This window comes from Streptomyces sp. NPDC087787, assembly GCF_044743035.1.
Classification (GTDB): Bacteria; Actinomycetota; Actinomycetes; order Streptomycetales; family Streptomycetaceae; genus Streptomyces.
Genome location: NZ_JBIUVQ010000020.1, coordinates 38,247 through 51,325, shown reverse-complemented (window position 1 = coordinate 51,325; position 13,079 = coordinate 38,247). Strand labels below are relative to the sequence as shown.

The following is a 13,079-nucleotide window of genomic DNA, read 5'->3' as shown; positions in this document are numbered from 1 at the left end:
GGCACATGCGGATCTCCGTCTCCTCGGACATGGCCGAACCCGTCGCCCGCTCGCTGGTCGCCCTGCTGCGTGAGCGCGGGCACGAGGTGGTGACCCACGGCGCGCTGCGCTCCGGGGACGACCCCCAGTGGGCGGCGTGCTCGGCCGCCGCGGCCCGGGATGTCGCCGAGGGGCGCTCCGACCAGGCCGTCGTCTGCTGCTGGACCGGCACGGGCGCGTCCATCGCCGCGAACAAGGTGCCGGGCGTACGGGCCGCACTGTGCACCGACGCCTACACGGCGGACGGCGCCCGCCGCTGGAACGACGCCAATGTGCTGGCGCTGGGCCTGCGGCTGACCTCCGAACCGCTCCTCAAGGAGATCCTCGACGCCTGGTTCGCCGCCGCGCCGAGCGAGGACGCCGAGGACCGGGAGAACGTCGCCCGTGTGGGACGCCTGGACCTCCGGCGGGACGAGACACGGGGCGACCGGCCCTAGGAAGGGCGGCTCGCCCCCGCGGCCCCTACCACCAGGCCGAGCGGGTCCTCCCGGAAGAGGGCGCGCCCGGCCGCGATCCGCTCCTCACGCGGTGCGCCCGGCGCCGTGAGACGGGTCAGCGAGCGCAGCAGGGCGTCCGGGCCCGGTGCGTGGTCGCAGACGCCGAGGGCAGCCATACGGCGCACCCCCTCCGCCCCGTGTCCGGGCAGCGGGCGGTGACCGACGACGGGCAGGCCCGCGGCGAGTGCCTGCACGGCCGTCTGCCCGGCCGCGTTGTCCACCAGGGCGGCACACGCGTGCAGCAACTCCGGCATGTCCGTCACCCAACCGGGGCTGAGGACACCCGGGACGCCGGACAGAGCCCGGCGGAGCCGTTCGTTGCGGCCGCAGAGCACGACCGGCAGGAAGCCGTGCGCGACGAGCAGCCGGGCCGTGTCGGCCAGGCGGGTGCCGGCTCCCCAGGCCCCCGCGGAGACCAGCACCGCGGGCCGCCCCCCGCCGCACCGCTCCAGCCGGCGCCGCCACACGGCGGTGCCCGGCCCCGCCGCGAAGAACTCCGGTGCCACCACCGGACCGGCCGCCTCCGCCGCCCGCCCGGTGCCCCGCCGCACCTCCCCGGCGGTCTCGTCCGTGAGGCACACATGCAGGTCGTTGCCCGGGTGCAGCCACTGCCGGTGCGCCGCGAAGTCGACGACGACCACCGCGCTGGGCACCCGCAGCACGCCCCGCCCCCGGAGATGACCGGTGAGCTGGGCCGCCAGATGGAAGACCGGCACCACCACATCGGGCCGCCATGCACCCACCAGGCTCAGCAGACGCCCGCCGGCCAGGCGGGCCAGCGGAGTGCCGCTCGGGCGCGGCCGGGGGCCGGGCGCGAGAAACAGGTCGTAGATGCCGGCGTAGACCCAGGGGGCCTCGCGGACGACGGTCCGGTAGAAGCCGCGCAGACCGCTTCCCAGGCCGCCGGGCAGCAGGGCCAGTACGTCGACGACCTGGGCCTCCTTGCCCGCGGCGCGGGCTCGGCGGGCCAGCTCGGCGGCCACCGCGTCATGGCCCGACCCCATGCTCGCGCTCAGCACGAGCAGCCGCCGCGCCTCCGGTGGGGACGTCAGGGCCGGCCGGGCGGGCACGCGGCGCGTTCCGGGCTCCTCGGCGGCGGGCAGCGGTGGCGGAACGGACGATTCGGACGACACTGGATGTGAGTAACCCTCACCCACCGCAGTCAAACGAACGGGCACATCCTTCCGCCCGTCCCACGTTTCGGGCACAGCCTCCGGGATACTTCACCACCCCGGAGGCCGTCCCGTACCGCCGGGGCCGCACCGGCGGCCCGCGGTCCGTCCGATCCTCGAGGTGCGTCCCGATGTCCCACGCCCCCTCCCGCGTACGGTCCGGCTCCGGCACGCCGGCCGAGGCACCGGCGGCGCCGAGCCCGGCGCCCGGCCGGACCGGCGGTGCCGCGGCGCCGGGCGGGGGCGCCCTCGTGACCGGTGCCTCATCAGGGATCGGCGCGGCCGTGGCACGGCGGCTGGCCGCCGAGGGCGGCTGGCGCCTGGTGCTCAACGGGCGCGATCGCATCCGATTGGAGGAGGTCGCCCGGGGCACCTCGGCCCTGGCCTACCCGGCGGACCTGTCCGGCCAGGGCGCCGAACGGCGGCTGGCGGACTTCACGCTCGACAGCGTGGGCCGCGTCGACCTGCTGGTGGCGGGCGCGGGCATCGGGTGGGCCGGACCGTTCAGCACCATGCCGCAGTCCGCCATCGACGAGGTGATCGACGTCAACGTACTGGCGACGCTGCGCCTGGTCCGGCTGCTGCTGCCCCAGATGATCAGGCAGGGCACGGGCCGCGTGGTCATCATCGGCTCCCTGGCCGGCACGGTCGGCGTCCGCGACGAGGCCGTCTACTCCGCCGCCAAGGCCGCGCTGGGCGCCTTCGCCGACGCCGTGCGCTACGAACTGCGCGGTACGGGGGTCGGCATCAGCCATGTGGTGCCCGGGGTGGTCGACACGCCGTTCTTCGACCGCCGCGGGGTGCCCTACCGGCGCTCCCGGCCCCGGCCCGTCCCGGCGAGCCGGGTCGCCGACGCGGTGTGGGAGGCGGTGTCGCGAGGCCGGGACGAGGTGTACGTCCCCGGCTGGACCCGCCTGCCCGGCCGCGTGCGCGGCGCCGCGCCCGCCCTGTACCGCCGCCTCGCCGCACGGTTCGGGTGACGCTCGGGGTGAACGCGCTCACCATCGTCCTCGCACTGTTCGCCGCGTGCGCCAACGCCGCGGCCTCGGTCCTGATGAGGCGCGCGGCGACGGAGACACCGGACGGCGGGGAAGGCGGCCCCGCCACCGGTGGAAAGGGTCCGGCCGCCGTCCGCTCGCCGCACGCCGTCAAGGTCAGGCGGCGGCGGATCTGGCTGGGCGGGGCGGCCATGCTGGCGGTGTCCGCGGTCCTGCAGGCCGCCGCGCTGGCCGTGGGAAGCCTGTCACTCGTCCAGCCCCTCCTCGCGACCGAACTTCTGTTCACGCTGGCGATGGGCAGCATCGTCTTCCGCCGGCGGCCGGCCCGGATCACCTGGCTGTCGTTCCTCGCCCTGGCCGCCGGACTGGCCGTCTTCCTCGCCGCCGCCGCGCCGTCCGCCGGACGGGCCACGGCCGAGGGGGCGCGCTGGATCCCGGTCGGCATCGCCGTGGTGTGCCTGGTCCTCCTGCTGATCGGTGTCTCGCGGCTGGTCAAGGGCCCGCCCCGGGCCGCGGTACTCGGTCTGGCCTCGGCCGTGCTGTTCGCGGCGACGGCCGCCCTCCTCAAGGAGGTGACGGGCCTCTACCAGCAGGGCCTGGCCACGCTGGCGACGCACTGGACGCCGTACGCCACGGCGATCACCGGGCTGGCCGCCTTCGGACTGCTGCAGTGCGCCCTCCGGGCGGGCACGCTCGTCGCCTCCCAGCCCGCTCTCACCCTCGGCGACGCCCTGACGAGCGTGGCGCTGGGATGGGCGCTGTTCGGGGAGCACATCGCCCTGGGCGTCCGGCTGGTGCCCGAGGCGGTCGGTATCGGTCTCCTCGCGGCCGGCACGGTCGGCCTGTCCCGTTCCCCCGCCGTGTCGGGCAAGTGGGACGCGGAACCGTCGGTCGGCGCGGCCTCCGGTCCGGGGAAAGCGCAGGCGGAGCACCCGTGAGGACTTGAGGAACGGGGAAGTGAGGACGTGAGGACGTGAGGACGTGAGGAGCAGCCGTCAGGTGGCAGACAGAGCGCCCGCGAGAGGGATCCGGCAGATGGCGGGAGAACCCGGCAGCCGCCACGCGCGCACCGCGTCGGCGGTCCTCGCGCCGGTGGCCTTCGTCGCGGCCGCGCACATCGTCCCGGCGGCGACCTGGCTGCCCCGCTTCCGGGCCCTGTGCTTCCCCGGCCTCGCCGGAACCGGCCGCTCCGACCATGTCGCACTGACCTTCGACGACGGTCCGGACCCGGTCTCCACGCCGCTCTTCCTGGACGAGCTGGACCGGCTCGCCGTACGCGCCACGTTCTTCGTCCTGGGCGAGAACGTGACCCGCCACCCCTGCCTCACCAGGCACATCGCGGACCGGGGACACGAACTCGCCGTGCACGGCTGGACCCACAGCCGCCCCTGGCTGCCGACCCCGGCGCGAGACGCCCGGGAGACCGCGCGGGCGGCGCTGGCCGTACACGACATCACGGGCCGGCGGCCGCGGTGGTACCGCCCGCCCTACGGCATCCTCACCGCGGGGCGCTGGGCCGCCGCACGGCGCGCAGGGCTGCGGCCCGTGCTGTGGACCGCCTGGGGCCGCGACTGGACGGCGGACGCGACCCCCGCCTCCGTCCGCGCGACCGTCAGCGCGGACCTGCGCGGCGGCGGCACGATCCTCCTGCACGACACCGACCACGCTTCCTTCCCCGACTCCTGGAAGGCCACCCTCGGCGCGCTGCCCGACCTGCTCACCACCTGCCACGAGTCCGGCTGGTCGGTGGGCCCGCTCGCCGACCACGGGCTGCCCTGAACCCGAGCCCCCTCAGTCCCCGCGTACCGGGCCCCCGCCCGTCACCCCTTACGCTCAACGCCATGCCCTCGCACATCCTGCTGCTCGGTGGTACCGCCGAGGCCCGTGAGCTGGCCGCGGTGCTCGCGGCGCGGGACGGGGTGCGGGTGACCAGTTCGCTGGCGGGGCGGGTGACGCGACCGGGAGCGCTGGACGGGGACGTGCGGGTCGGCGGTTTCGGTGGGGCGGAGGGACTGGCCTCCTGGCTGCGCGAGCACCGCGTGGACGCCGTCGTCGACGCCACCCATCCCTTCGCCGAGGCGATCACACGGAACGCGGCGCGGGCCGCGGCGGCGACCGGCGTGCCCGTGGTGGTACTGCGCCGGCCCGGATGGCGCCCGGGACCAGGGGACCGCTGGCACCCGGTCGACTCACTGGACGCCGCGGCTGAGCTGCTGCCGCGGCTCGGGCGCCGGGCGTTCCTGACCACCGGACGGCTGGGCCTGGCCGCCTTCGCCCACCTGACCGAGACCCACCTCGTCGTACGGTCGGTCGAGCCGCCCGAGCCTCCGACGCCACCGGACACGCGGGTGGTGCTCGCCCGCGGGCCGTTCACCGTGGCCGGCGAGAAGGAGCTGCTCAGGGCGCATCGCATCGACGTGCTGGTCACCAAGGACAGCGGGGGAGCGGCCACCGCGGCCAAGCTCTCCGCCGCGCGGGAACTCGGGCTGCCGGTCGTCGTCGTACGCCGTCCGCCGCTGCCGCCGGGACTGACCGCCGTAGCGGACGTCACGGCCGCACTGGAACGCCTCGGCCGGGCAGCCCGGCCTAATCCGCCCGGTCCCCCGGGTGGCGGCGCAGCAGATACGTGTCCATGATCCAGCCCTTGCGCTCGCGGGCCTCGGCCCGCAGCCGCTCGATGCGCGGCGCGGCCTCGGCGATCGGGCCGGAGACGAGGATCTCGTCGGGGGTGCCTATGTAGGCGCCCCAGTAGATGTCGATGTCCTGGTCGGCGCAGTGCCGGAAGGCCTGGTGGGCGTCGAGCATCACCACCACGTCGTCCACGCCCTCCGGGAACCCCTCCGCCAGCCGCCGTCCGGTGGTGATCTGCACGGGCCGGGCGACCCGGTTGAGTCCCGTGCGGTGCCGGGCCACCAGGGCCGAGACGCTGCTGATGCCGGGCACCACGTCGTACGCGAAGTCCACGGTGCCCCGCGCCAGCACCTCCTGGAGGATGCCGAGCGTGCTGTCGTACAGCGCCGGATCGCCCCACACCAGGAACGCGCCGGTCTCGTCCTCGCCCAGTTCCCCGGTGATCAGCCGCTCGTAGATGTCCGCGCGTGCGCTGCGCCAGTCGCCCACGGCGGGGGAGTAGGCGGCACCGCCCGCCGTCCGGTCCCGCTCCGGGTCACGGGCCTCCACCACGCGGTACGTCCCCTCCGGTATGTGCGTGCGAAGCATGTCCCGGCGGAGGTCCACGAGGTCCGACTTCTCCTCGCCCTTGTCGAGGACGAAGAACACGTCCGTGTCGCGCAGCGCCCTGACCGCCTGAAGGGTGAGCTGGTCGGGGTCGCCCGCGCCGATACCGATCACATGAATCTTTCGCACTCCCCGAGTCTGCCGCACGGCACTGACAACGCGTCCACCGGTGCCGCACCGACCGCCACGGGCACCGCTACGCGCCACCGCGGCGCAGCCGAGGCGCCCGCTCCGCCGCGTCGACGACACCCGCCGCCCCGCTCTCGACGCCCTCCGCCAGCTCCCGCGCCCACGCCACCACCCCGGACGTGTCCACGCCGTGCGGAGTCCGCTCCCCGGTGTCCGCGACCCACTCCTCGACGGCCACCGCTCCGCGCCGCAGCAGCCGGGCGCCGCCGGTGACGTTGCCGCGGGCCGCGTGGGTGAGCCCCACCGCGAGCTGGGCAAGGCCACGCCATAGGGCGCGCTCCCCCCGCGGCCCCGACTTCCAGGCGTCCTCGAAGACCTCGTGCGCGTGGAACGGCTTGCCCGCTTCCAGGAGCGCCTGCGCCTCGGCGACCGTCTCCGGCGGAGTACGCACCACGCCCTCGGGCTGCCGCGGCACCCCGTCGGCGCCGTACGGCAGGGGCCGTCCCAGCCCGTCCCGCGGCCGCGCGTTGCGCGCCCGCCCCTCACCGTCCCGGTCCCGCGCGCCCGCCGGCCCGCCGGACGGAGTGCCGCCGGAGGATGTGCTGCCCGAGGAAGTGCCGCTCATACGCCGATTGTCCCCGACCACGCGCCCCTTTTCGGCGTGACCCCCGAGGTGCGGTAAAGTGACGTTCGCGCGATCAAGCGGTTCACCGCACGACCGCGCATCGGGACGTGGCGCAGCTTGGTAGCGCACTTGACTGGGGGTCAAGGGGTCGCAGGTTCAAATCCTGTCGTCCCGACTGGAGACAGTCGCAGATCAGGGCCGGTTTCGGAGGCATCCGAAACCGGCCCTTGATCATGCTGGGGGCCGACTGGGGGCCGACTGGGGGCCGGCTGGGGACCGGGGCCGAACGGCGCCTACGCCTTCGGCCCGCTGCCCACTGTCTCCGCACCGGAGTCGTCCTGCGGTTCCGCGGGCTCCACCACCGGGATGGTGCCCGCGGCGGTCGCGACCGGCGGCGTGAGCACCGAGGCGTAGTCGTGCTCGGCGGAGTAGGCGAGGAAGCCCAGGTGCGCCTCGTAGCGGTCCAGGACGTCGTCGATCACCTGCTGGTGGGACAGGCCCATGAGGTCGTAGCCCTCGGAGCCGGTCTGGGTGAACACCTCGACCCGGTAGTAGACGTCCGTCTGGCTGGACATGCGTCCGCCGAACATCGGCACCGGGGCCTCGACGGCCTGCACCTGGTAGTGGAAGTCGCGGTGCCCGGGGATCGCGACGACCAGCGCGTGGCCGGAGACGCCGGTGTGCTCGTCGGGGACCTGGTCCAGCGTGGCCTGGTGGCCCTGCTTCCCGAATTCGCGGACCACGTCGGCCAGCGCCGGTTGCACGGTGCGCTCCATGAACTGGGCCACCTGCTTCTTCGAGGGGTAGGAGCGCATCCGCTCCAGCCGCTGGCGCCAGGTGCGCTCGGGCACGTGGCCGCCGTGTGCCGCCGTCGACTGCCGGCGCAGGACCCGGCCCTCGCGCTCGGCCCGCTCCATGCGCAGGACCTTGGAGAACGAGGCCATCACCAGCCAGGCGATGACCGTCACCGGAAGGGCGAAAATGAGCGTCGCGTACTCCATGGTGGTGACCCCGCCGGCCACCAGCATCGCGATGGTCAGCACCGCGGTGAGCACTGCCCAGAAGACGCGCAGCCACTTCGCCCCGTCCTGCGACGGGTTGGGGATCGAGGAGGAGAAGTTGGACATCACCATGGCGCCGGAGTTGGCGCTGGTGAGATAGAACAGCAATCCGGACAGCGTGCCGAGGCCGATGAGGAAGCCGGCGCCGGGGAACATCTTCAGCAGCGCGTACCAGCCCTCCTCCGGGCTGTGCATGGCCAGCTGGGCGAACTTCGTGTTCCCGTGCATGACCTGGTACATGGCGCTGTTGCCGAAGATGCTCACGATCAGGAAGTCGCAGAGCACCGGGGCGGTGATGGCGGCGATGACGAACTCGCGCAGCGTCCGGCCGCGGGAGATACGGGCGAGGAACAGGCCCACGAACGGACCCCAGGCCAGCCAGAACGCCCAGAAGAACAGGGTCCAGCCGCCCATCCACTTGGAGCCCCCGTCCTGGTAGGCGAAGGTCTGCAGGGTTCGGTCCGGCAGCGAGAAGACGAACCGGCCGATGTTCTCCACCAGCGCGTTGAGCAGGAACGCCGACTTGCCGGTCACCAGGATGTAGAGCAGCATGGCCGCCGCGCTCCAGATGTTCAGCTCGGAGATCAGCCGGATCCCCTTGTTCACGCCCGAGGTGCAGGCGGCGATGGTCATGATCACGGCCGCGACGACCAGCGCGATCTGCAGGGACAGGCCCTCCTGGAGGCCGAACAGCGAGGCGAAGCCGACGTCCAGCAGCACGACGCCGATGCCCATCGAGGTGGCGACGCCGAAGACGGTGCCGACCAGGGTGACGATGTCGATCGTGTCGCCGATCCGGCCGCGTACGCGCTTGCCGAGCAGGGGGTACAGGGCGGCCCGGATGGACAGCGGCATGCCCCAGCGGTAGGCGAAGTAGCCCATGGCCATGCCGAGCAGCGAGTACATGGACCAGCCGGCCACGCCGTAGTGGAACATGGTCCAGACCACGGCGTCCTGGGCGGCCGCGCCTGTCCGGCCCTCGCCCGTCGGCGGGGCCATGTACTGGGTGATGGGCCCGGTGACGGAGTAGAAGAGCATGTCGATGCCCACGCCGGCGGCGAACAGCATGGCCATCCAGGTGAAGAGCTTGTACTGCGGCCGGGAGTGGTCGGGACCGAGCCGGACGGAGCCCTCCTTGGACAGCGCGACCCAGAGGACGAACACGATCACCACGGTGACGGTCAGGACGTAGAACCAGCCGAGGTTCTCCGAGATCCAGGCCACCATGGTCTGCATGGTGCCGGAGGCGTGCGCGGGCACGAGCATCGCCCAGAGGGAGAAGGCGACGATCACGGCCGAGGCGATGAGGAAGACGCGCCAGTTGACCCTGGGGCCGGGCTCCTCGATGAGCTCCGCGGGGGCCTTGCTGAGTTCCTGGCGGGAAACGGGAGGACGGTTTTCGGCCTCCTGGCCGTGGCGCCGCCGTTCGGTGCCGCCGAGGTGGCGGCGTTCGATGGGGGCCTTCGGCGGCTCGCCCCCGGGGCGGGACGTGTCTGCGGCTTCGGGCATACGGTCCTCCTCCTGTCGGAGACGAGTTCGGTCGGGCGTCGGCGTGCGCAGACACCCGGCGGCCTCGACCCGGCGGAATGGGGAGGCCATGCACAGGGGGCACCCTGTCGTGGGGCCTGTCATTAATGTTAGAACGCCTAACGAAGTGATCTCCGTGCACCGCTTCGGGTTCGGCGGAGGTCTCAGATGTGCGTTCCACCTGGGCTTTCGTGGTGCCGATCGGCTTCGCATCCGGCGGGCGCGGTGTGCCTTTTCTCACCGTGGAGCCGTCTTCGCGGGCTCCCGCCGTGGGACCCGCCGTTCGCCGGCGCGTCAGCCGGCGGGCAGTGGCTGTTCGGTCCAGATGGTCTTGCCGTGGTGGGTGTAGCGGCTTCCCCAGCGTTGCGACAACTGGGCGATCAGGAACAGTCCGCGGCCGCCTTCGTCGGTCAGCCGGGCCCGGCGCAGCCTGGGCTGGGTCTGGCTCGGGTCGGAGACCTCGCAGGTCAGCACCTGGTCCTTGATCAGCCGCAGGCCCACGGGGCCGCCCGCGTACCGGATGGAGTTGGTCACCAGCTCACTGGCGATCAGCTCGGTGGTGAACGCCAGTTCCCGCAGCTGCCAGGTTTCCAGCTGTGCCGTCACCATCTCCCGGGCCCGGCCCACCGCCTCCGGATCGGCCGGGAGCTCCCAGGTGGCGCTGCAGTCCGGGGGCAGGACGTGCAGCCGGGCCATCAGCAGGGCCACGTCATGGTCGGGCGCCTCGGGCAGCAGATGCCGCAGCACGGTGCGTCCGGTCTCCGCCGGTGGCCGGTCCTCCTGCACGGCGGCGTCCACCTGCTCGCGGAGTTGCCACAGCCGCTTTTCGGTGCCGTCCCCGCCGTTCGCCAGCAGCTTGCCGGTGCAGAAGGCGAGCAGCGCGCCCGGCTCCATCGGCAACTCCGCCGGTTCGAAGAGCAGACCGCCCACCCCGAGCGACCGCCCCGGCCTGACCGCCGCGAAGTCGGCCCCCGGCCGCCCGGGGACGGACAGCACCGGCGGCGGGTGGCCCGCACTGGCGATCGTGCACACCCCCGCGATCGGGTCGTACACCGCGTACACGCATGTGGACCCCAGGACGGTTCCCTGCCCGCGATCCGACCCCGGAGAGGCGGCCTCCGCCGCCGACAGCCGGACGACCAGGTCGTCGAGGTGGGCCAGCAGTTCCTCGGGCGGCAGGTCCATGTCGGAGAGGGTCTGCACCGCCGTCCGCAGCCGTCCCATCGCGGCGGCTGCCTCCACGCCGTGCCCCGTCACGTCGCCCACGACGAAGGCGACCCGGCAGGAGGACAGCGGGATCACGTCGAACCAGGTCCCGCCGATGCCCGTCGTGGTGCCGGCCGGTACGTAGGAGCCGGCCGTGTCCGCCGCGCTCACCTCGACGACCGCCTGCGGCAGCAGACTGCGCTGCAGGGCCTCCGCGATACGGTGCTCGCGAGCGTAGCGCCGTGCGTTGTCCAGGCTGATCGCGGCCCGGGAGCCGATCCGCGAGCCCAGCTCCACGTCCTCCTGGTCGAAACGGGTCCGGTCACCGCGGCGCCACAGCACCACTGCTCCCAGCAGCAGCCCGCGAGCCCGCAGCGGCATCAGCAACAGGGACTCCGCGGCGTCGGGCAGTACCCGGCGGCGTCCCTCGGTGTCGTCCGCCAGCGCGATCCGCAGCTCGGACAGGTCCGGCACGGCCAGCGCGGAGCCACGGTAGACGAGCTCCTTCTCCTGCTCCCGGGCTCGCAGCGAGGCCCCGGCCGGGAGCAGCTCGGCCGGCCAGGCGCCACTCCCGGCGGCCACCGCGACCCGCCGCAGCGGAGCGCCGAGCGAGTAGTCACCGGGCTCCTCGCCCACCAGGGCCGCCTCCGCGAGATCCACCGCCGCCAGATCGGCGTACTCCGGCACCAGCACCCTGGCGAGCCCCTCGGCGGTACGGACGATGTCCAGCGAACCCAGCAGCAGATTCTCCGCCCCGCGCAGGAGAGCCAGTCCGCGCTCCGCCTGCTCCCGGTTCGCGGCCGTCGTCACCGGTACCGCCCAGATCAGGCAGAGAGCCCGGGGACCGCCGTTCAGTGGCAGCACCTCCAGCCGGACCTCGACGGCCCGGCCGCCGCGGTGGCGCAGCGTCGCCGGGCCGCCGGGAGGGAGCAGCCCCTCGCAGGGCTCGGCGAGCAGGTCGGCGAACGGCTCGCCGATCAGCTCCCCGGCCCCCGCGCCGAGCAGTTCCTCGGCTGCGGGCGTGCACGCCCGCATGGTCCCGTGGTCGTCCAGCACCATTGCCGCTCCGTCGCTCGGCAGTCGCCCGGCGACGTCGGACACAGGGCTCGCACTCGTCTGTCTCACCCCCGGGGCGTTGTGGTGGCCTGCCTTCCATTCAACTCGCCCGCACGGGTCACCGGCATCCCGGAAGGGTGCCTCGTGCCCTTCGGGCAGCCCCTTTGATCATTTCTATGCGTCGATCGTGCCGCCCTGGCAGGATGATCCGATGCGGGTCCCCAGACGAGCAGCCAGAGTCGCGGTCCTCGATCCGACCGGGTCGGTCTTCATGTTCCGGTATGACAATGACGAAGTCGGTGTCCACTGGGCGATGCCCGGCGGCGGGATGGAACCGGGCGAGACACCGCTGCAGGCCGTCGAGCGCGAGTTGCGCGAAGAGACCGGGTGGACCGACATCGAGTTGGACGGCACCCTGCTGTGCCTCTGGGAGCACGACTTCACCCGGGCCGGTGTTCCCGTTCGCCAGCACGAGCACGTCTTTCTCGCGCACGGCCCCCGCCGGGACCCGGTCGGTGATCTCGCCGCCTCGCATGCCGCGGACAAGATCCTCCGGTGGCGCTGGTGGTCGCCGGAGGGACTGTCCGGTGACACCGAGCCGCTGTGGCCGCCCCAACTGCCCGCACTGCTCGCCGACGTACGGAGAGGTGGGGCGCCGGTCCGACCGGTCGATCTCGGCTACGTCTGAATACCGACGGACCTGGCCCGCCCCCGCGACCCGTGGCCGCGGCCCCTCACGATCTCACCAGCAGTTCGAAGTCGAAGGTGTAGCGGGACGCGCGGTAGACGTGGTGGGCGAACTCGACCGCTCGGCCCGTGTCGTCGTAGGCCGTGCGCTGCATGGTGAGCAGGGCGGCGCCCGGGCGTTCGTCGAGGAGGGGCGCCTCCTCGGTGGTGGCCGTGCGGGCGCCGATGGTCTGGCGGGCGCTGTGCAGGGTGATGCCAGCCGAGCGCATCACCCGGTACAGGCCCGTCGACTCCAGCCGGGCGGTGGCCGGTTCGAGCAGGGCCGCCGGCAGGTGGTTGCGCAGGTACGCCACCGGCCGGCCGTGCGTGAACCGAAGCCGTTCCAGCGCCGTCACCTCGGCGCCCTCCGCGAGGCCGAGCGCCGCGGCCACCTCGGCGGTCGCGGGCACCCGCTCGTTGCGCAGTACGCGCGTGGTGGGGGCCTGCCCGGCCGTCTCCAGGTCGTCGTAGAGGCTGCTCAGCTCCAGGGGGCGTTTGACCCGGCTGTGCACCACCTGGGTGCCCACCCCGCGCCGCCGTACCAGCAGGCCCTTGTCGACCAGGGACTGGATGGCCTGGCGGACCGTGGGGCGGGACAGGCCCAGCCGCGTGGACAGGTCGATCTCGTTGCCGAGGAGGTTCCCCGGGATGAGGAGCCCGCGTTCGATCGCGGCCTCCAGCTGCTGGGCGAACTGGTGGTACAGCGGCACCGGACTGCCCCGGTCCAGGGCGAAGTCCAGGGAGTCGAGCGCGCAGACGGTCCCGGGACGGGACCGGTCACCGGTCGTCGCCACGGCGTCACCCCC

Annotated in this window: 12 protein-coding genes and 1 tRNA gene; 7 read left to right on the top strand and 6 right to left on the bottom strand. The window is 73.5% G+C overall.

Annotated elements, in window-relative coordinates:
- Positions 1 to 5 precede the first annotated feature (5 nt).
- The gene (locus ACIOWN_RS27965) at positions 6 to 476 is read left to right on the top strand and encodes an RpiB/LacA/LacB family sugar-phosphate isomerase (RefSeq protein ID WP_362353865.1); all 471 of its coding nucleotides are present in this window, start codon (positions 6 to 8) and stop codon (positions 474 to 476) included.
- Here the strand turns inward: ACIOWN_RS27965 and ACIOWN_RS27960 are convergent.
- Positions 473 to 1,540, bottom strand: coding sequence for an MGDG synthase family glycosyltransferase (locus tag ACIOWN_RS27960; protein ID WP_362353961.1), 1,068 nt, complete (start codon positions 1,538 to 1,540; stop codon positions 473 to 475). The genes ACIOWN_RS27965 and ACIOWN_RS27960 overlap by 4 nt on opposite strands.
- Before the next feature lie 299 nt (positions 1,541 to 1,839).
- Between ACIOWN_RS27960 and ACIOWN_RS27955 the strand changes: the two genes are divergently transcribed.
- From ACIOWN_RS27955 to ACIOWN_RS27940, 4 genes are all read left to right on the top strand, one after another.
- Entirely contained in the window at positions 1,840 to 2,688 is an 849-nt protein-coding gene (locus ACIOWN_RS27955) for an SDR family NAD(P)-dependent oxidoreductase (protein ID WP_362353863.1), read from the top strand.
- 8 nt (positions 2,689 to 2,696) lie between these two features.
- The gene (locus ACIOWN_RS27950) at positions 2,697 to 3,644 is read left to right on the top strand and encodes a DMT family transporter (RefSeq protein ID WP_362353861.1); all 948 of its coding nucleotides are present in this window, start codon (positions 2,697 to 2,699) and stop codon (positions 3,642 to 3,644) included.
- A gap of 97 nt (positions 3,645 to 3,741) precedes the next feature.
- Positions 3,742 to 4,485 carry a polysaccharide deacetylase family protein gene (locus ACIOWN_RS27945; RefSeq protein WP_362353860.1) on the top strand — a complete coding sequence of 248 codons (744 nt, stop codon included), beginning with the start codon at positions 3,742 to 3,744 and terminating at the stop codon, positions 4,483 to 4,485.
- A 62-nt stretch (positions 4,486 to 4,547) separates the two neighbouring features.
- Positions 4,548 to 5,342: a cobalt-precorrin-6A reductase gene (locus ACIOWN_RS27940; protein WP_362353858.1), complete on the top strand. Its 795-nt coding sequence runs from the start codon at positions 4,548 to 4,550 to the stop codon at positions 5,340 to 5,342.
- Here ACIOWN_RS27940 and cobF read toward each other — a convergent pair.
- Together cobF and ACIOWN_RS27930 are read right to left on the bottom strand one after the other, a co-directional pair.
- Positions 5,293 to 6,072 (bottom strand): precorrin-6A synthase (deacetylating), encoded by a 780-nt coding sequence (cobF, locus tag ACIOWN_RS27935; RefSeq protein ID WP_362353856.1) that lies wholly within the window; start codon positions 6,070 to 6,072, stop codon positions 5,293 to 5,295. The genes ACIOWN_RS27940 and cobF overlap by 50 nt on opposite strands.
- 67 nt (positions 6,073 to 6,139) lie before the next feature.
- A complete protein-coding gene (locus ACIOWN_RS27930) occupies positions 6,140 to 6,697 on the bottom strand; it encodes a DUF309 domain-containing protein (RefSeq protein WP_362353854.1) in 558 nt (185 codons plus the stop codon).
- A gap of 101 nt (positions 6,698 to 6,798) precedes the next feature.
- Between ACIOWN_RS27930 and ACIOWN_RS27925 the strand changes: the two genes are divergently transcribed.
- Positions 6,799 to 6,872: transfer RNA gene (locus ACIOWN_RS27925), tRNA-Pro, on the top strand.
- A gap of 118 nt (positions 6,873 to 6,990) precedes the next feature.
- Here ACIOWN_RS27925 and betT read toward each other — a convergent pair.
- Both betT and ACIOWN_RS27915 read right to left on the bottom strand, forming a co-directional pair.
- Positions 6,991 to 9,267, bottom strand: a complete 2,277-nt coding sequence (gene betT / locus ACIOWN_RS27920) for a choline BCCT transporter BetT (protein WP_401983662.1) — start codon at positions 9,265 to 9,267, stop codon at positions 6,991 to 6,993.
- A 312-nt stretch (positions 9,268 to 9,579) separates the two neighbouring features.
- Entirely contained in the window at positions 9,580 to 11,550 is a 1,971-nt protein-coding gene (locus tag ACIOWN_RS27915) for a SpoIIE family protein phosphatase (RefSeq protein WP_362353851.1), read from the bottom strand.
- 208 nt (positions 11,551 to 11,758) lie between these two features.
- Here ACIOWN_RS27915 and ACIOWN_RS27910 point away from each other — a divergent pair, with 208 nt between their 5' ends.
- Positions 11,759 to 12,235 carry an NUDIX hydrolase gene (locus ACIOWN_RS27910; protein WP_401983660.1) on the top strand — a complete coding sequence of 159 codons (477 nt, stop codon included), beginning with the start codon at positions 11,759 to 11,761 and terminating at the stop codon, positions 12,233 to 12,235.
- Positions 12,236 to 12,281: 46 nt separating this feature from the next.
- On the opposite strand, the gene ACIOWN_RS27905 is transcribed toward ACIOWN_RS27910, so the two are convergent.
- On the bottom strand, positions 12,282 to 13,067 hold the full coding sequence (locus ACIOWN_RS27905) for a GntR family transcriptional regulator (RefSeq protein WP_401983658.1): 786 nt from the start codon (positions 13,065 to 13,067) through the stop codon (positions 12,282 to 12,284).
- Between the last annotated feature and the right edge of the window lie 12 nt (positions 13,068 to 13,079).

Bases quoted from the DNA above. Each gene is read 5' to 3' on its own strand.
- ACIOWN_RS27965 (WP_362353865.1), top strand. From the start codon at position 6: ATGCGGATCTCCGTCTCCTCGGACATGGCCGAACCCGTCGCCCGCTCG.
- ACIOWN_RS27960 (WP_362353961.1), bottom strand. From the start codon at position 1,540: ATGGGGTCGGGCCATGACGCGGTGGCCGCCGAGCTGGCCCGCCGAGCC.
- ACIOWN_RS27955 (WP_362353863.1), top strand. From the start codon at position 1,840: ATGTCCCACGCCCCCTCCCGCGTACGGTCCGGCTCCGGCACGCCGGCC.
- ACIOWN_RS27945 (WP_362353860.1), top strand. From the start codon at position 3,742: ATGGCGGGAGAACCCGGCAGCCGCCACGCGCGCACCGCGTCGGCGGTC.
- ACIOWN_RS27940 (WP_362353858.1), top strand. From the start codon at position 4,548: ATGCCCTCGCACATCCTGCTGCTCGGTGGTACCGCCGAGGCCCGTGAG.
- ACIOWN_RS27930 (WP_362353854.1), bottom strand. From the start codon at position 6,697: ATGAGCGGCACTTCCTCGGGCAGCACATCCTCCGGCGGCACTCCGTCC.
- betT (WP_401983662.1), bottom strand. From the start codon at position 9,267: ATGCCCGAAGCCGCAGACACGTCCCGCCCCGGGGGCGAGCCGCCGAAG.
- ACIOWN_RS27915 (WP_362353851.1), bottom strand. From the start codon at position 11,550: ATGGTGCTGGACGACCACGGGACCATGCGGGCGTGCACGCCCGCAGCC.
- ACIOWN_RS27910 (WP_401983660.1), top strand. From the start codon at position 11,759: ATGCGGGTCCCCAGACGAGCAGCCAGAGTCGCGGTCCTCGATCCGACC.